General features: G+C 72.7%; 10 protein-coding genes. 3 read left to right on the forward strand and 7 right to left on the reverse strand.

What is annotated here, in order from left to right:
• The first annotated feature begins 162 nt into the window (after positions 1–162).
• Entirely contained in the window at positions 163–495 is a 333-nt protein-coding gene (locus IE247_RS04950) for a chorismate mutase (protein ID WP_190121649.1), read from the forward strand.
• An 864-nt stretch (positions 496–1,359) separates the two neighbouring features.
• Positions 1,360–2,493 carry an LPXTG cell wall anchor domain-containing protein gene (locus IE247_RS04955; RefSeq protein ID WP_190121650.1) on the forward strand — a complete coding sequence of 378 codons (1,134 nt, stop codon included), beginning with the start codon at positions 1,360–1,362 and terminating at the stop codon, positions 2,491–2,493.
• 44 nt (positions 2,494–2,537) lie between these two features.
• Here IE247_RS04955 and IE247_RS04960 read toward each other — a convergent pair whose 3' ends face one another.
• The 5 genes from IE247_RS04960 to IE247_RS04980 all read right to left on the reverse strand — a co-directional run bounded on the left by IE247_RS04960 (position 2,538) and on the right by IE247_RS04980 (position 13,330).
• Entirely contained in the window at positions 2,538–4,319 is a 1,782-nt protein-coding gene (locus IE247_RS04960; protein WP_190121651.1) for a GMC family oxidoreductase, read from the reverse strand.
• Between the two features lie 50 nt (positions 4,320–4,369).
• A complete protein-coding gene (locus IE247_RS04965) occupies positions 4,370–5,986 on the reverse strand; it encodes a succinic semialdehyde dehydrogenase (protein WP_190121652.1) in 1,617 nt (538 codons plus the stop codon).
• A 199-nt stretch (positions 5,987–6,185) separates the two neighbouring features.
• Positions 6,186–8,978 (reverse strand): serine/threonine kinase C-terminal domain-containing protein, encoded by a 2,793-nt coding sequence (locus tag IE247_RS04970; RefSeq protein WP_190121653.1) that lies wholly within the window; start codon positions 8,976–8,978, stop codon positions 6,186–6,188.
• A 160-nt stretch (positions 8,979–9,138) separates the two neighbouring features.
• Positions 9,139–11,328: a serine/threonine-protein kinase gene (locus IE247_RS04975; RefSeq protein WP_190121654.1), complete on the reverse strand. Its 2,190-nt coding sequence runs from the start codon at positions 11,326–11,328 to the stop codon at positions 9,139–9,141.
• 295 nt (positions 11,329–11,623) lie between these two features.
• Entirely contained in the window at positions 11,624–13,330 is a 1,707-nt protein-coding gene (locus IE247_RS04980; protein WP_190121655.1) for a glycerol-3-phosphate dehydrogenase/oxidase, read from the reverse strand.
• Between the two features lie 409 nt (positions 13,331–13,739).
• Here IE247_RS04980 and IE247_RS04985 point away from each other — a divergent pair, with 409 nt between their 5' ends.
• Positions 13,740–14,981, forward strand: a complete 1,242-nt coding sequence (locus tag IE247_RS04985) for a nucleotide sugar dehydrogenase (RefSeq protein ID WP_190121656.1) — start codon at positions 13,740–13,742, stop codon at positions 14,979–14,981.
• A gap of 109 nt (positions 14,982–15,090) precedes the next feature.
• Here IE247_RS04985 and IE247_RS04990 read toward each other — a convergent pair whose 3' ends face one another.
• Together IE247_RS04990 and guaB are read right to left on the reverse strand one after the other, a co-directional pair.
• Positions 15,091–16,215: a GuaB3 family IMP dehydrogenase-related protein gene (locus IE247_RS04990; protein ID WP_190121657.1), complete on the reverse strand. Its 1,125-nt coding sequence runs from the start codon at positions 16,213–16,215 to the stop codon at positions 15,091–15,093.
• A gap of 116 nt (positions 16,216–16,331) precedes the next feature.
• Positions 16,332–17,834, reverse strand: coding sequence for an IMP dehydrogenase (guaB, locus tag IE247_RS04995; RefSeq protein WP_190121658.1), 1,503 nt, complete (start codon positions 17,832–17,834; stop codon positions 16,332–16,334).
• Positions 17,835–17,949 lie beyond the last annotated feature (115 nt).

Here is a 17,949-nt window from a genome sequence, read left to right on the forward strand (position 1 = left end):
CCCTGTTCCCCCCGCTCCGCCGTGCTTTGCCCGCACCACCAAGAAAAGCCCCCCCCCCCCCGCCCCCGCGGGCCCCGGGGCCCGGGGCCCCCCCTGGCGTTTCCGGGTCCGCCGCCCGGGCACCGAGACCGACCGAGAACACCGGAGCCCGGAGAGATGACCATGACGAGCACGAGCACCGCCCAGCAGACGACCGCCACGGCCGCGGCCACCGCCACGGCCACGGAGAGGACCGGAGCCCGCACCGAGAGCGCCGCCGAGCTGATCGGCGGCGCCCGCGACCGGATCGACGCGCTGGACGACCGGATCATCGGCCTCGTACAGGAGCGGATGGCCGTGTCGGCGGTGATCCAGGAGGCGCGGATCGGCTCGGGCGGGCGGCGGGTGAACCTCTCCCGCGAGATGGAGGTCCTCGGCCACTTCCGGGATGCGCTCGGAAAGCCGGGAACGGCTCTGGCGATGACGCTGCTGGAGCTGTGCCGGGGCCGTATCTGAGTTCGGGTCCGCTCTCACCCGTACGGAGCGTGACCGTGGGCGAAGAGGGTTCGTTGGTCCCGGTGTCCGTGCCAGCCAGGGGCGGCTTCGCAGGAAACCACGCGTGGGCTCCGCTGGAGCGTGTGACGTGCCCAGGCACGTCGTGGGACCTCGCGCCAGCGCGTGTGACCGGTCGGCAGGGGACAGCAGCCCGGTCACCCCGAGCGGTCGGTTCCGGGGACGCCCGGGACCGGCCGCACAACGGTCCCCGCCCACTCCGGCCTCCGCGACACCCGGTCCGCGCCCTTCTCCGGACCCGGCCCGCGAGCCTGCCCGTCCGTCCCCCCGGTGCGGCCGAGACCTCGCCCCTCCCCCCTTCCGCGGCTCCGACCTCCTGCGCCCCCACGAGCCGGAAAAGTGATGTAGGTCATACAGCCTCTTGATCGAGGCAGGACAACCCTTCGGGCCGGGCGCGGGTCAACCATGCGTACCAACGGCCTCACCGTGTGCTCCCGCCCCGGAAGGCCGCGCCGGCCCGGTGTCGCGCCGCCGCGACAAAGCCACCGCGCAGCCCGTGCGCGCCACGGGCCACAGAACACAGCGGGGCCGCTGCACTCGGAGGGGGGCGCAGCGGCCCCGCTGCGCACGACGGAGCAGGCAGAGCGGGCGGGCAGAGCAGGACAGGGCAGGGCAGGCAGACCGCCGATGGGCGCGCCGGAATCCGGAATAACGAATTCGTGATCCGTGTCATGCACAACCTTCTAGGCGGTACAACCGTCAACCATGTACCCCAAAGGCCTCATCCGTGCACCCCCACCTCGGGAGGCCCTTCAGATTCGGTGCCGTGCGCGCCCGCGCGGCACTCCGGACCACGCCGAGGTCTTCATGAAGCTCCGCCGCGCTCTCACGGTCGCCGCCACCGCGGCCGTCCTCGCCCCCGCCACCTTCCTGGCCGCTCCGACCGCCGCCTTCGCGACGGGCCCCTCCTCGCCCACTCCCTCCGCTTCCACCACCGGGAGCACGCCCGCGCCCGACCGGTCGGCCCCCGCTCCGGACGCCACGTCGAGCGCTCCCGCCACACCGGAGAGCGACCCGGCCGACGCGGTCGCACCCTCCGGCACCGCGGCGGGTCCGGACGCACCGACCGCGCCCGGCTCCTCGGACGCGGTGGGCAGGACACCGGGCAAGGCACCGGTCGCGCCGTCCCCCGATACCTCCATGAGCGCCAACCCGCCGAAGGAGGAAGAGGGGGAGGTGTGCGACACCGTCGTCGAATCGAGCAAGGCGATCGACACCGAGCTGCGCGGACTCCCCACCAAGGTCGTGGCCGGTTCCGGCTGGATCGATCTCTCCTACCGGCTGACGAACAGGTCCGAGCAGACCAGGACCGGCATCTCGGCGTACGCGGAGATCTACACCACCGACGCGCAGTACGAATCCAGCTCCCGGTACGTCACCCTCCAGTGGCAGGTGGACGGCAAGTGGCAGACCATCGACATGGAGTTCGGGTACTTCGGCACGGCCGGAACGCTCAAGCCCGGTGAGTACTCCGAGGTCAAGATGCGGCTGAAGGTCGACGCCAAGGCGGAGCCCGGGGCCGGTACCGCCTTCAGCGGCGGCTGGTACACCGAGACGACGGAGTCCGGGCTCAGCTGTGAGTCCGGCGGGCACAAGCGCTACAACTTCGAGGTGCTCGCCCCGGGCAGCAAGCCCGGCGAGGTCGACGAGTCGGAGGGCGAGAAGCCCGGCGAGAACGGCGGAACCGGCGGAACCGGCGGAACCGGGGAGAGCGACGGAGAGGGAGGGAAGGGCGGAACGGGCGATGAGCTGGTCGACAGGCCGGTCGCCAAGCCGGCTCCGCAGGGCGGTCTGGCGGAACTCCCGGTGACCGGCCGGCTGGCGGAGACCGGTTCCAACTCCGCGCTGCCAACTGTCGGCGTCGTCGGCGGCATCGCCGTCCTCGCCGGAGCCGGAGTGCTGTTCGCACTCAAGCGCCGCCGCGACAACACCACCGCGTGACGGACCGCATGACGGGCTGACACCGGGACGCCCGGCGGTTCCGCTCAGCTCCGGGGCGGAACCGCCGGGATGTCCAGGAACGGCAGCCTCAGCTCACCGAACGCGCCCCGCGGCACCGCCGGGGACCTCGGCGGCACCGGCGCGAGACGCCGGTAGTCCGCGCCCTGCGGCGGGCGCGGATCCCGGTCGCCCTTGTTCGGCCAGAGGGACATCGCCCGCTCCGCCTGCGCCGTGATCGTCAGTGAGGGGTTCACCCCCAGGTTCGCGCTCACCGCCGCGCCGTCCACCACCGAGATGCCCGGGTGACCGAAGAGACGGTGGTACGGATCGATCACCCCCGTGTCCGCCGTCGCCCCGATCGGGCAGCCGCCCAGGAAGTGGGCGGTGAGCGGAGTGCCCATCAGCTCCCCGATGTTGGAACCCGCGAATCCGTTGATCTCCGCCGCGAGGAGGGAGGCGGCCCGGGTGGCCGCCTCGATCTGGGTCGGATTGGGCGCGCCGTGCCCCTGACGGGCGGTGAGCAGGCCCTTTCCCGGCCCGGTCGGCCTGCGGTAGGTCGTCAGCGAGTTGTCCAGGGACTGCATCACCAGCCCGATGATGGTCCGTTCCGACCAGCGATGGCTGGAGAGCGAGCGGACGGCGAGCACCGGGTGGCGCGCCATGTTCCCGAGCCAGCCCGCGACCCGGGCCCTGGTCCGGTAGGGCACCTGGAGGATGGTCAGAGCGCCCATCGCGTTGGATCCCCTGCCGTACCGCACCGGCTCGATATGGGTGTTCTCGTCCGGATGGATCGACGAGGTGATCGCGACGCCCCGGGTGAAGTCCACCCTGGCGACGCCGTGCCGCGCGCGGTAGCGGCGGCGGTCGGTCCGCGCGCCGACGAGCGCCTCGGAGTTGGTACGGGTCAGCTCCCCCAGACCGGCCGGGATCCTGGGCAGCAGCCCGGTGTCCCGCATCCGGTGCAGCAGGGTCTGCGTCCCGTACGTTCCGGCGGCGACGACCACCCGGGCGGCCGTGAGCGTACGTCCCCTCCCCCTGCGGCGGTCGTCACTGGGCAGGGTGCCGACCGCGAAACCGCCCCGGGAGTCCTCGGTGAGGGTGACCGCCGTCGTCATGGGGTGGATCTTCGCGCCGGCCCGCTCGGCGAGATGGAGATAGTTCTCGTTGAGGGTGTTCTTCGCGCCGTGGCGGCAGCCCGTCATGCACTCGCCGCACTCGGTGCACGCTCTGCGGGAGGGGCCCGCGCCGCCGAAGTAGGGGTCGGCGGCCTCCTGGCCGGGAGCGGCCCGGGAGTGGCCGTCGGCGTCCTGCCCGTCGCCGAAGAAGACGCCCACCGGCGCCCGGTGGAAGGTGTCCCCGACACCCATGGCCCGGGCGGTCTCCCTCAGATGGACGTCGGAGGGGGTCATCGTCGGATTGATCCGGACGCCGAGCATCCGCCGTGCCTGGTCGTAGTGGGGAGCCAGCTCCTCCCGCCAGTCGGTGATGTCCTTCCACTGCGGGTCCCGGAAGAACGGCGCGGGCGGTACGTAGAGGGTGTTGGCGTAGTTCAGCGAGCCGCCGCCCACCCCCGCGCCCGCCAGCACCATCACCTTGCCCAGCAGATGGACGCGCTGGATGCCGAAGAGCCCGAGCGCGGGCGCCCACAGAAAGTTCCGCAGGTCCCAGGAGTTCTTGGGCAGCGTCTCCCGGGTGAAGCGGCGGCCGGCCTCCAGGACGCCCACCCGGTAGCCCTTCTCGGTGAGCCGCAGCGCGGAGACCGCGCCGCCGAAGCCCGACCCGATGACGATCACGTCGTAGTCGTACTCGTACTCGTACTCGCGCATCGCTCTCCTCTGTGCTGCGGACCCGGCGGAGAAAACGGGACGGGAACGGGTCAGCGCAGGCCCAGGGCCTTCATCGCCTTCAGGGAGCGGGTCATGAGCACCGCGTACCCCTTGTCGTCCATCCCGAACGCGGGCGCGAGCGGCATCAGCCGCTGCTGGGCGACGGTCTGCGGCTCCGTGTACTTGAGGATGCCCTCCGAGCCATGGCGGCGGCCCAGCCCGGAGTTCTTCATTCCGCCCATGGGGGACGCGGCGCTGCCGTAGGCCGCCGCGTACGCCTCATTGATGTTGACCGTGCCCGCGCGCAGCCGGGCGGCGAGGGCATGGGCCCGGCGGCCGTCGCGCGACCAGACGCTCGCGTTGAGGCCGTACTCGGTGGCGTTGGCCCGTTCGACGGCCTCGTCCTCGTCGGTGAACCGGTAGAGGGAGACGACCGGCCCGAAGGTCTCCTCGGCGCAGACGGCCATCGGCGGCTCGACCCCGTCGAGGATGGTCGGCTCGTAGAAGAGCGGACCGATGTCGGGGCGCGCCACTCCGCCCGCGACGACGGTCGCGCCCTTGGCGACGGCCTCGTCGACATGGCGTACGACGGTCTCCAGCTGGCGTTCACCGGCGAGCGAGCCCATGTCGGCCCCGTAGGCGAGGGAGTTGCCGAGGCGCATCGCCCTCGTCCGGGCGGCGAAGCGTTCGGTGAACAGGTCGGCGACCGACTCGTGGACGTAGATCCGCTCGATGGAGATGCACAGCTGTCCGGCCGAGGAGAAGCAGGCGCGGACGGCTCCGGCCGCCGCCTGTTCGACGTCGGCGTCGGCCAGGACGAGCATGGCGTTCTTGCCGCCGAGTTCGAGGGAGACTCCGACCAGGCGGTCGGCGGCTCCCCGGGCGACCTCGCGGCCGGTGCGGGTGGAGCCGGTGAAGGAGACGTAGTCGGCGTGCCGGACGACCTCGGGGCCGACGACCGGGCCCTCGCCCAGGACGACTTGGCAGACCTCGGGCGGCAGCCCCGCCTCGACCAGCAGATCGATGGCCCACAGGGCGGTGAGCGCGGTCTCGGTGTCGGGCTTCATCACCACGGCGTTTCCGGCGGCGAAGGCGGGCAGCGCGTCGCCGATGGAGAGTTCCAGCGGATAGTTCCAGGGGGCGATCTGGCCGACGACACCGCGCGGATGGCGCAGCTCGGTGGTCCTGGTGAGCACCGGGACGACGCCGGGGTGGCGGCGGGGGCGCAGATAGGAGGCGGCGCGGCGGCCGTAGTGGCGGGCGGCCACCGCGACGGCCTGCACCTCCTCGTGGGCGTGGAGGCGGGCCTTGCCGGTCTCCAGCTGGATCAGGTCGAGGATCTCGGCCTGCCGGTCGAGAAGGAGGTCGTGGAAGCGCAGCAGCACGGCGGCGCGGGCGCGGACCGGGGCCGCGGCCCAGGCGGCCTGGGCGGCGCGGGCGCGTTCGAAGGCCTCGGCGACGTCGTGCGGAGTCGACTCGGGGAGTTCCGCCAGTGTCTCGCCGGTGAAGGGGGTGTGGTTGGCGGTGCGGCCGGATCCGACGACGCCCCGGGTCAGCCGGGCGACCACCTCGGGTGTGACCACGTCGGCGGCGGTGCGCGCGCCGGCCGGCGCGAGGGCCGCGGGGTTGACGCCGAGGGCGGTGGCGGGGGTCTTCGAGACGGTCATGGGCCCGAGCGTATGCCGTCGGCCGACGCTTTGGATACCCGCCGGTAACAGCTTTTGGCCGGGCCCCCGCCCGGCCCTCGTCCGCCGCCCGCCCGGCCTCCGCCCGGCCTCCGCCCGGCCCTCTGCATCACGCCAGTGTTCACTGGCGCATAAGGCCTGATCAGCGGCTTGTCCCTGGGGCGGCGTGGGGCGGAGGCGGTCAGCGGGTGGTGCGGTAGGCGTCGGCGGCGGCCCGGTAGGCCTCCGTCACCTTGTCTCGCTGCTCGTCCGGGCCGATCACCTGGACGATGTGGTAGCTGCCGTCGAGGAGCATCACCAGATTGCGGACATAGACCTGGCGGCCCGCCGCGTCCTGCCAGCTGTACTGGCCTTCGGCCATGACGCGCTGGCCGACCTGTATGCGCCGCAGACCGGTCGCCTCGGCCCAGGACGACTCGCGGTACGGCTGGAGTTCGCGCTGCTTGTCGCTCTGGTAGGTGAGCGGGTCGCCGCCGCTCGTGCGGACGGTGTCCCGGCCGGGGACGACGATCAGGGTGAAGTCGCCGTCGCTGTAGCGGATCTGGCCGATGTCGTTGATGGGGCGGCGCTGCCAGGTCTTGTCGACGGCGGTACGGAAGCCCTCGGGGTCCTCGCGCAGGACGTACCCGGCGGGCACATCGGCGGCGGGCGCGGTGGTCTGGGGCTGCCGGGAGCCCTCGGCGGCGGTCCGCGAGGACGACGGCGAGGGCGAGGACCCGGCGGTGGTACGGGCCGGGCCGGGGCTCTCGGACGCGGTGGGGCGGGGGGTGGCCCCGCCCTGGGGGCCGGTGTCGTCCTGGCTGTCGGCGGCGGGCATGAACTTCACGGCGTAGGCGATCGCCCCCGCCATGAGCAGCAGGATCAGCAGCAGCAGAAGGCGGCCCAGCGACCGGGGGCGGCGGCGCTCCGGGCGGGGCTTCTTGTGGCGGTGTCTGCCGTGGACCACCTCGGCGGAGCCGGTGCGGCGCTTGCGGACCAGCTCGCCCCTGCGGCGTACGACGGGGAGTCTGCTGCCCTCGGGCGCGCTCGGCGGCGGGAGCTGCACCACGCCGGTCCCGGCCTCGGGCTCGGGGGCGGAGCGCACCAGCGAGCGCAGCCAGCCGCGCAGCTCCTCGACGTCCGGGCGCTCGGTGGGGTCCTGGCGCAGCAGGGATTCGACCACCGGGCGCAGCGGGCCGCACTCCTCGGCGTAGGCGGGCGGCTCGGAGCAGACGAGCTGGACCAGCTCGGCGGCGCTCTCCTCGGGGTAGGGGGCATGGCCCTGTACAGCGCGGTAGAGCAGCGCGCCCAGTGCCCAGAGGTCGGTGGCGGGGCCGACGGGGGCGGCGAGCTGCCAGTTCTCATGGACGGGGCCCGCCTGTTCGGGGGCCCAGCGCTCGGTGACCGCGCCGACGACGGCGATCCTCGCCTGCCGGGCCCGTTCGGCGGCGAGCGGGGTGGCGGGCCCCTGGTAGAGGGGGGTGTCGCCGGGCATCGCGATCTCGTCCCAGCGGCCGGGCGCGGGCGGCGGCTCGGCGGCGGGCAGCGGGCGGCGCTGCGCGTCGGCGCGGAGTGCCTCGCGGCCCGCGCCGCCCCGGTCCCAGCCGCCGGAGGCGGCGGACGCGCCGGACGCGGGCAGGGCTGCCGGGCGGTCGCCCGGGGAGGGCTGCCGCTGCCGGTGTACGCCGTAGGGATCGGTCTCCCGGTACGGCGCGAGCGCCTGGCCAGCCGGGTCCGCCGGGTCGCCCCGGTCCGTGGGGGACTCGGGGCGGGGGGTGCGGGGCGCGGGCAGAGCCCGGGGCTCGGCGGGCAGGAAGCCGCCGCCGGCCGGGAGCGGCGGCGGGCCGTCCTGACCGGGGAAGGGGCTGTCGTGCCAGGTCCCGGCGAGCCGGGCGTAGCCGCCGCGGTCGGGGTCCCGGCCGTCGTCGTCGAGATCGTCGTCGGGGTCGTCGTCCTGCTGGAGGACGGGTCGGGCGGGCTCTCCCGGCTTGCGCGCCCACCAGTCGGGGTCCTGGCCGCCGGGCGCGGGAGGCGTGCCGAGGGGCTGTTCCCCGCCGGTGCGGGCCGTGGCGGCGCCGACGCCCGCCCGGTAGGCCGCGACGGCCCCGGGTCTCGCGGCCCGGACGTCCGGCGCGGGGCTCCCCGGGTGCTCCGGACGGCCCTCGCCCTGCCCCTCGTCTTCGCCGTCGTAGCGGAGGCCCGGTATCAGCTCCCCGGCCTCGTCGCCGTCAGCCTCGTACTCGTCGGCCTCGTACTCCTGCTCCTGCTCCTGCTCCTGCTCCTGCTCCTGCTCGTACTCTGTGCCGTCGTCGTCATCGCCGTCGTCGTCGCCCGTGTGGTCCGCGTAGTCGGTGTCGTCGAGGTCGTCGTCGTACGGCGGGAGCATCTCGGCGTACGCGTCCGGGACCTCCTGGGGCACCGGGGCGTACCCGCACAGCGCCTCCTCGGCGGCGCCCGCCGCGAGGCCGGTCAGGACGACGCGGCCGTCGTCGCAGACCAGGACGGTACGGGTGGTGATGTTCCGGTGGGTCCAGCCGTGGGCGTGCAGGATGAGCAGGGCGGTCAGAACGTCGGAGGCGACCTCGGCGGCCCGGTAGGGCGTGAGCGGCCGCTCGGCGAGCAGGGCAGCGAGCGGGCGGGCGGCGACGCGCTCGCTGACTATCCACAGCGAGCCGGCCTCCGCGAAGACGTCGAAGACCTGGTCGAGCCGGGGGTGGTCGGGGATCTGGGCGGCGGCCTGGGCGGCCTCGACGGCGCGGAGCACCGCCGGGTCGGCGGGCCCCCGGGCCGTTCTCGGCCGGTCCCCGCGGACGGCCGTGCCGTCGGCCTCGACGACCTCGGCCTCCACGACCTCCGGCAGCGGCACCTGCCGGACCAGGACTTCCTGTCCGCTGTAGGTGTCGAAGGCCCGGGTCACGGCCAGTTCGTACGCGTCGGCCGGGGGCAGGGGCAGGCGATAGCGGTCGGCCAGCACCCGTCCCGCGTAGTCGTCCATGTCGCCTCCCCTCAAGCGAGCTGCCCGCTCACCGGCCGGATCACACCGCCGAGGCGGAGATCCGGAACATCGGTGCGGCTCTCCGTACGTCAATTCCGGTCGTCCGGCGGTCCGTTGCCGGGGTCCGGCGTCCACGCGCTCTCACGATACGTGGCCCCGCTCAGCCTTTGGGCTTGAACGTCGCGAACGCCGTGTCACGGAGCGTCTTGCACTCCGCCTTGTCCCAGTCGCCCGCCGGGCAGCTGACCATGATCGAGTAGCCGCGCTTCGAGTCGACCTTGAAGCCCCTGTTCAGGACGCGTATTCGCTCGCCCTTCTGGTTGCGCTCGAAGGACCAGTCCGCGACGGTCGGATAGCCCTTGTACTCGACTGTCTTGACGCCGCCGTGCTGGTAGCCGTCGCTCAGGGCGCGGGTGCCGGAGACCGCGGCGTTCCACGCGGCGGCAGCGTCGTCCTTGGGGCTGTCGTTGAAGTCGACCTGGACCCGGGGGAACCCTCCGCTCTCGCTGAAGATCCCGCCGGAGTTCTGGCCCGCGACACCGGTCATCCGGAAGCCCTCGGGCATCGCCATGGAGAAGCGGAACCGGCCGTTGGAGACGCTTCCGTACCCCTGGGGCAGCTTGTCGTCGGGGGCCTTGGCCGAGGCGGAGCCGGAGTCGGAGGGGGAGGAGCTGTCGCTGTCGGCGGAGTCCTCCGGGCGGGGATCGGAGCCGGTGCCGGTGCCGGAGTCCGGGTCGGCACTGGAGTCGGCGGACCGGCCCGGCTCGCCGTCGGGCGTCTTGTCGCCCGGCGTCTCCTCACCGCCCGGGGTCTTCGCGCCGGCCGAAACGGCCGCGTCGCCCTTGCCCTCGTTCTGGGAGTCGTCGGTCTTGCGCAGGGTCAGAAAGACCCCGGTGACCACGACGGCCAGCGCCACCACCACCGCGATGATCACCAGGGTGCGGCGGGGCACCACATCGGTGAGCGAGGCACGGACCGGCGCGGCCCGCTGGACGGGCGGCCGCGGCGGGACCGGGGCCGCGCGCGGAGCGATCCCGGGGCCGCCCAGGGCTCCGCCGGCCGCAGCCGGGCCGCTCCGGGCCGCGGGGCCCTTGGTCTTCGTCCGGGGAGCGGGCGGCGGCATCGGCGGGATCGCCATCGCACGGGTGGCGTCGACCGGCGGCTCGGGGCTCACGGGCGCGTCGGGAGCGAGCAGCACCTTGGTGAGCAGCGCCCGCGCGCCCCGGTCGTCGAGCCGCTGTTCGGGGTCCTTGGCGAGCAGGCCGTAGATGACCTCCTCCAGCGGGCCCGCGTTCTTCGGCGGGTCCAGGGGCTCGGTCATCACCGCGGTCAGGGTCGCGATCGCGGAGCCCTTGTCATAGGGCGGGCAGCCCTCCACGCTCGCGTAGAGCAGTCCGCCGAGCGACCAGAGGTCGGCGGCGGGCCCGGGGCGGTGGCCGCGCGCCCGCTCCGGCGATATGTACGACGGGGCGCCGACCAGCATCCCGGTGGAGGTGATCGACGGGTCGCCCTCGACCTGGGCGATGCCGAAGTCGGTGAGGACCACCCGTCCGTCGTCGGCGATCAGCACATTGGACGGCTTCACATCGCGGTGCAGGATGCCCTCGCGGTGCGCGGAGCGCAGTACGTCGAGGATGGCGAGCCCGACCTCGGCGGCCCGGCGCGGTGTCAGGGTGCCGTCCTCGCGGATGACTTCGGCGAGGGACTTGCCCTCGACCAGCTCCATCACGATCCACGGGCGGTCGTCCTCGTCGACCACGTCGTAGACCGTCACCGCGCTGTTGTTGCGGATCCGGGCGATCGCCTTGGCCTCGCGCAGGGTGCGGGTGATGAGGCGGCGCTTCTCCTCGTCGTCGATGCTGTTGGGGAAGCGCAGCTCCTTCACGGCGACGGTACGGCCGAGGGTCTCGTCCTCGGCGCGCCAGACCGTGCCCATGCCGCCCCGGCCGAGCACTCCGCCGAGCCGGTAACGGCCGGAGAGCAGCCGCCCCTCGGGGTCCCGTCCGGGGGCCGTTCCCCGGCCGGAGCCGCGGGCCGGGGCCGCGGCCCGGGCGGGCGCGCTCTCCGTCGTCCTGCGCGCCGGGGGTACGACGGCGGGCAGCGCCCCGGTCGCGGCCCCGGACTCAACCTCCGCCCCGGGCGGTGCGTCTGTACCGGCGTCGGTCTCCCGTCCGCCGGACCGGGAACCGGTCCGCGCCGCCGGGACCGCCGCCGCTCCTCCGCCCGGCGCGTCGGCGCCCTCACCGGGCGCGGGCTCCCCGGACGCCTCGCCGGAATCACCCGGCTCCGGTGCCGTGGAGTCGGTGGACCTGTCCTGCTGGGGCTCCCGCGACTGCTCCGCCTCCGACATGCGTCCCCTCTGCGATCCGTGGTCTTCGCCCGCGCCTGCCGCTCCCGCGCGATGCGGTAACACGCCTTGGCAGAGCCTTCATTGTCCCTCACTCCGGGACGGGCGTTTCTCCCGGGTCCGCCGACCACCGGTGCGGGTCCGGAAGGTTGAAACCTCCACCATTCCTTCTCCGGTGTGAGGCTCGTCGCCCACGCGCTCGGGGCGCGCCGGAAGAACAGACGGTACGTCACGGATCGTCCCCCCGGCGGACGGGGCGTCACGCGCCGCCGCAGCGGCGGCGCGTGAGCGCGGGTGGTCAGAGCGGCACGATGTCCGGCGCTCCCAGCCGGGCGGCGTCCGCCGTCAGGTCGTCGGGCTGCCGCTGGGACTCCCGCTCCGCCTGCACCCGCTTCTCGTAGTGCTCGACCTCCTTGTCGATCTGGGCCTCTCCCCAGCCCAGGACGGGCGCCATCAGCTCCGCGCACTCGCGTGCGCTGCGGGTCCCCCGGTCGAAGGTCTCGATCGAGATCCGGGTGCGCCGCGTCAGCACGTCGTCCAGATGTCGCGCCCCTTCGTGTGACGCGGCGTAGACGACCTCGGCGCGCAGATAATCGTCGGCCCCGCCCAGCGGCTCGCCGAGACCGGGGTCCTCGGCGATGAGGTCGAGCACCTCCTCGGCCAACGAGCCGTACCGGTTCAGCAGATGCTCGACCCGCACCACATGGAGGCCGGTGCGCGCGGCGATCCTCGCCCGGGCGTTCCACAGCGCCGTGTACCCCTCGGCCCCGACCAGGGGCACATTCTCGGTGACGCAGTCGGCGACCCGCTGGTCCAGCCCGTGCACCGCCTCGTCCACCGCGTCCTTCGCCATCACCCGGTAGGTGGTGTACTTGCCGCCCGCCACGACCACGAGCCCGGGGACCGGGTGGGCCACCGTGTGCTCGCGGGAGAGCTTGCTGGTGGCGTCCGACTCGCCGGCGAGCAGCGGTCGCAGCCCCGCGTAGACGCCCTGGACGTCGTCGCGGGTCAGCGGCACGGCCAGCACCGAGTTGACATGTTCCAGCAGATAGTCGATGTCGGCGCTGGAGGCCGCCGGATGCGCCTTGTCGAGGTCCCAGTCGGTGTCGGTGGTGCCGACGATCCAGTGCCGGCCCCAGGGGATGACGAACAGCACCGACTTCTCGGTGCGCAGGATCAGCCCGGTCGTGGAGTGGATCCGGTCCTTGGGCACCACCAGATGAATGCCCTTCGAGGCGCGGACGTGGAACTGGCCGCGCTCGGCGATCAGCGCCTGGGTGTCGTCCGTCCACACCCCTGTCGCGTTCACCACCTGGCGGGCGCGGATCTCGTACTCCCCGCCGCCCTCGACGTCCTGGACGCGCGCGCCCACGACCCGCTCGCCCTCGCGCAGAAAGCCGATGACCCGGGCCCGGCTGGCGACCTGGGCCCCATAGCTCGCGGCGGTGCGGACCAACATCGCCACATACCGGGCGTCATCCATCTGGGCGTCGTAGTACTGCAACGCGCCGACCAGGGAGTCCTTCTTCAGACAGGGCGCCACGCGCAGGGCCTGCCGGCGGGAGAGATGGCGGTGCACGGGCAGGCCACGGCCATGGCCCGAGGAGACCGACATGGCGTCGTAGAGCGCGACGCCCGATCCGGCGTAGATCCGCTCCCATCCCTTGTGCTCCAGGGGATAGAGGAAGGGCACCGGCTTCACCAGATGCGGCGCCAGCCGCTCCAGCAGCAGCCCGCGCTCCTTGAGCGCCTCTCTGACGAGCGCGAAGTCCAGCATCTCCAGATAGCGCAGCCCGCCGTGAATGAGCTTGCTGGAGCGGCTCGATGTGCCCGACGCCCAGTCCCTGGCCTCCACAAGACCGGTGGAGAGCCCTCGTGTCACCGCGTCGAGCGCGGTGCCCGCGCCGACCACGCCCGCGCCGACGACCAGTACGTCCAGCTCTCGATCGGCCATGCCGGCGAGTGCCTGGGCGCGCTCTTCGGGTCCCAGTGTCGCTGTCTTCACTGTGCTTGCCTCCCGTCGCCCCCGTGTACCTCTGCCCGGACACCGCGCCCCGCATTCCCGGCCCGGCCCGACCGGCGAACCCGGCTCCGCCCGACCGGCGAACCCGGCCCGACCGGCGAACCCGGCTCCGCCCGACCGACGGACCCTGCCCGGCCCACACCGGACCCTGCCCGGCCCGCATCGGCCCGCGGCCCGGCCGCACCGACCGATCGGCCGGTCCCTCACCATCGATTCTGTCCGCAGTCACCGACTTCAGCCACCGCCTGTGGATAACACTCGGACCGCCACAGCCCTGCAATACCGCATATCGGTCATATTTACGCCTAGTCTGACATTGCGCACCCGCCCGTTCCGCCCACAGGGCTTGCGCCCACGCTCCCCTCCGGCTATGGGAAGGACGGCCACACGCATGCCCGCAGACCTCGCCGTCATCGGACTCGGTCACCACGGCCTGCCCCTCGCCCAGGCCGCCGTGGCCGCCGGCATCGAGACGATCGGCTATGACCCCGACCCTCGGCACCTCACCGAACCCGCCGCGGGCCGCACCCCCGCCGACATCCGGCGCATGCTCTCCGGAGGCTTCAGAACCGTCACGGACCCGGCCGAACTCGGCCGCGTCCGCACCGCCGCGATCTGCGCCCCCACCCCCCTCGGCCCGGACGGCAACCTCGACCTCACCGCCCTCACCGAGGCCGCCCGCGCCCTCGCCGCCCGGCTCCGCCCGCACACCACCGTGCTGCTCGAATCCGCCGTACAGCCCGGCACCACCGACTCCGTACTGCGCCCGATCCTGGAGGACGGCTCGGGGCTGCGGGCCGGCCGCGACTTTCATCTGGCCTACTCCCCCGGGCGGGTGGATCCCGGCAGCCGCACCCACGACTACGCCAACACCCCCAAGGTCATCGGCGGCCTCACCCCCGCCTGCACCGAGTCCGCCGCCGCCTTCTACGGCAGGCTCACCGACAAGGTCGTCCGCGCCCGGGGACTGCGCGAGGCCGAGACCGTGAAGGTCCTGGAGACCAACTTCCGCCATGTGAACATCGCGCTGGTCAACGAGATGGCCGTGCTCTGCCACGACCTCGGGGTCGACCTCTGGGACGTGATCCGCTGCGCCGAGACCAAGCCGTACGGCTTCCAGGCCTTCCGCCCCGGCCCGGGCGTCGGCGGCCACGGCGTGCCGCTGGACCCCGGGATCCTCCCGTACAGCGGGCGCACCCCCGGCCATCCGCTGCGGATGGTCGGCCTCGCCCAGGAGATCAACGCACGGATGCCGCAATACGTCATCCAGCGTTGCGCCACTCTGCTGAACGAGCACGGAAAATCCGCCCGGGGCGCACGGGTACTGCTGCTGGGAATCACCTACAAGCCGGATCTCGCGGATCTGGCCGGCTCCCCCGCCCAGGAGATCAGCCGCCGGCTGATGGACCTGGGCGCGGCCGTCAGCTACCACGATCCGTACGTCCCCGACTGGCGGGTGCGCGACCAGCCCGTCCCCCGCGCGGACTCGCTCTACGAGGCCGCCGCCGCCGCGGATCTGACCGTACTGCTCCAGCACCACCGCACCTACGACCTCCAGGGCCTCGCCGTGAAGGCACAGCTGCTCCTGGACACCAGGGGAGCCACCCCGGCGGGCGCCGCCCACCGGCTGTGACGGCCCGGGGCGTACCCAAGGTGCGCCCGGGGTGCGCCCCGGGCGCACGAAGAGGGGCCCGACGCCTTCCTCAAAGGCGTCGGGCCCCTCCGCTCACGCTACGCGCGGGTCAGCGGCTGTGCTGCGAGTCCGCGACGGTGACCTCGACCCGCTGGAACTCCTTCAGCTCGCTGTAGCCCGTCGTCGCCATCGCGCGACGCAGCGCCCCGAAGAAGTTCATCGAGCCGTCGGGGGTGTGCGAGGGGCCCGAGAGGACCTCCTCGGTGGTGCCCACGATGCCCAGGTCGACGAGCTTGCCGCGCGGCACGTCCTCGTGGACCGCCTCCATGCCCCAGTGGCGGCCTCGACCGGGCGCGTCCGTCGCACGGGCCAGCGGGGAGCCGATCATCACGGCGTCCGCACCGCAGGCGATCGCCTTCGGGAGGTCTCCGGACCAGCCCACGCCGCCGTCGGCGATGACGTGGACATAACGGCCGCCGGACTCGTCCATGTAGTCGCGGCGGGCGGCCGCGACATCGGCGACCGCGGTCGCCATCGGGACCTGGATGCCCAGCACATTACGGGTGGTGTGGGCCGCGCCGCCGCCGAAGCCGACGAGGACGCCGGCCGCGCCGGTGCGCATCAGGTGGAGGGCGGCGGTGTAGGTGGCACAGCCGCCGACGATCACCGGAACGTCCAGCTCGTAGATGAACTGCTTCAGATTGAGCGGCTCGGCCGCGCCCGAGACGTGCTCGGCGGAGACCGTGGTGCCGCGGATGACGAAGATGTCCACACCCGCGTCGACCACGGCCTTGGAGAACTGGGCGGTGCGCTGCGGGGAGAGCGCGGCGGCCGTCACCACGCCCGAGTCCCGCACCTCCTTGATGCGCTGCCCGATCAGCTCTTCCTTGATCGGGGCCGCGTAGATCTCCTGGAGGCGACGGGTCGCGGTCTCCGGAGCCATCTCCGCGATCTCGTCCAGCAGCGGCTGGGGGTCCTCGTACCTCGTCCACAGTCCTTCGAGGTTGAGGACGCCGAGGCCGCCCTGCTCGCCGATGCGGATCGCGGTCTGCGGAGAGACCACCGAGTCCATCGGAGCCGCCAGGAAGGGCAGGTCAAAGCGGTAGGCGTCGATCTGCCAGGCGATCGAGACCTCCTTCGGGTCCCGTGTGCGCCGGCTCGGTACGACGGCGATGTCATCGAACGCGTACGCCCTGCGACCGCGCTTGCCGCGCCCGATCTCGATCTCAGTCACCTTGTGTGGCCTTTCCCTCTACGTCTGCGCCTACCAGTATCACCGACGCATACGACAGGGGCGGATCCGGAGAACCGGAACCGCCCCTGACAGGCGAGGGCTACTGCTTCGCGCTGTTACTTCCTGCTGTAATTCGGTGCTTCGACCGTCATCTGGATGTCGTGCGGGTGGCTCTCCTTGAGCCCCGCCGAGGTGATCCGGACGAATCGGCCGTTGGACTGGAGCTCGGGGACCGTGCGACCGCCGACATAGAACATCGACTGGCGCAGACCGCCCACCAGCTGGTGGACGACGGCCGAGAGCGGACCCCGGTAGGGCACCTGGCCCTCGATGCCCTCGGGAACCAGCTTCTCGTCGGAGGCGACGCCCTCCTGGAAGTAGCGGTCCTTGGAGAAGGAGCGCTGCTCGCCGCGGGACTGCATCGCGCCCAGCGAGCCCATGCCGCGGTACGACTTGAACTGCTTGCCGTTGATGAAGAGCAGCTCGCCCGGGGACTCCTCGCAGCCCGCGAGCAGCGAGCCGAGCATCACCGTGTCGGCGCCCGCGACCAGGGCCTTGGCGATGTCGCCCGAGTACTGGAGGCCGCCGTCGCCGATGACCGGGACACCGGCCGCCTTGGCGGCGAGGGAGGCCTCGTAAATCGCGGTGACCTGGGGCACGCCGATGCCGGCGACCACTCGGGTCGTGCAGATGGAGCCGGGGCCGACGCCCACCTTGATGCCGTCGACGCCGGAGTCGATCAGCGCCTGCGCGCCGTCGCGGGTGGCGATGTTGCCGCCGATGACGTCGACGCCGGAGGCATTCGACTTGATCTTGGCGACCATGTCGCCGACCAGCCGGGAGTGGCCGTGCGCGGTGTCCACGACGATGAAGTCGACGCCCGCCTCGACCAGGGCCTGGGCGCGCTCGAAGGCGTCACCGGCCACACCGACGGCCGCGCCGACGAGCAGCCGGCCGTCCTTGTCCTTGGCGGCGTTCGGGTACTTCTCGGCCTTGACGAAGTCCTTGACCGTGATCAGGCCCTTGAGGACGCCCGCGTCGTCGACCAGCGGAAGCTTCTCGATCTTGTGGCGGCGCAGCAGCTCCATGGCGTCCACGCCGGAGATGCCGACCTTGCCGGTGACCAGCGGCATCGGGGTCATGACCTCGCGCACCTGGCGGCTGCGGTCCGACTCGAAGGCCATGTCGCGGTTGGTGACGATGCCCAGCAGCTTGCCCGCGCGGTCGGTGACCGGGACGCCGCTGATGCGGAACTTCGCGCACAGCTCGTCGGCCTCACCGAGCGTGGCGTCGGGGTGCACCGTGATCGGGTCGGTGACCATGCCGGACTCGGAGCGCTTGACCAGGTCGACCTGGTTGGCCTGGTCGGCGATGGAGAGATTGCGGTGCAGCACGCCCACGCCGCCCTGGCGGGCCATCGCGATGGCCATCCGGGCCTCGGTGACCTTGTCCATCGCCGCGGAGAGCAGCGGGATGTTCACCCGGACGTTCTTCGAGATGTACGAGGAGGTGTCGATCTGGTCGGGAGCCATGTCGGAGGAGCCCGGCAGCAGCAGCACATCGTCGTAGGTCAGCCCGAGTGTCGCGAATTTCTCGGGCACTCCGTCGATGTTGGTCATGACACCTTCCCCAAATGGCCTTGATCGGTGCGGATGTCCATGCTAACGGCCCGGGACGCCCTCTCATTCCACGATCAAGAATGCTCGGCGGCTTTGTGGGTTGACACACACCCGC

This window comes from Streptomyces inusitatus (assembly GCF_014651115.1).
In the GTDB taxonomy this organism is placed as follows: Bacteria; Actinomycetota; Actinomycetes; order Streptomycetales; family Streptomycetaceae; genus Streptomyces; species Streptomyces amakusaensis.

Coding starts and splice junctions, on each gene's coding strand:
- IE247_RS04975 (WP_190121654.1), bottom strand. CDS start 11,328: ATGTCGGAGGCGGAGCAGTCGCGGGAGCCCCAGCAGGACAGGTCCACC.
- IE247_RS04955 (WP_190121650.1), top strand. CDS start 1,360: ATGAAGCTCCGCCGCGCTCTCACGGTCGCCGCCACCGCGGCCGTCCTC.
- guaB (WP_190121658.1), bottom strand. CDS start 17,834: ATGACCAACATCGACGGAGTGCCCGAGAAATTCGCGACACTCGGGCTG.
- IE247_RS04970 (WP_190121653.1), bottom strand. CDS start 8,978: ATGGACGACTACGCGGGACGGGTGCTGGCCGACCGCTATCGCCTGCCC.
- IE247_RS04950 (WP_190121649.1), top strand. CDS start 163: ATGACGAGCACGAGCACCGCCCAGCAGACGACCGCCACGGCCGCGGCC.
- IE247_RS04965 (WP_190121652.1), bottom strand. CDS start 5,986: ATGACCGTCTCGAAGACCCCCGCCACCGCCCTCGGCGTCAACCCCGCG.
- IE247_RS04960 (WP_190121651.1), bottom strand. CDS start 4,319: ATGCGCGAGTACGAGTACGAGTACGACTACGACGTGATCGTCATCGGG.
- IE247_RS04985 (WP_190121656.1), top strand. CDS start 13,740: ATGCCCGCAGACCTCGCCGTCATCGGACTCGGTCACCACGGCCTGCCC.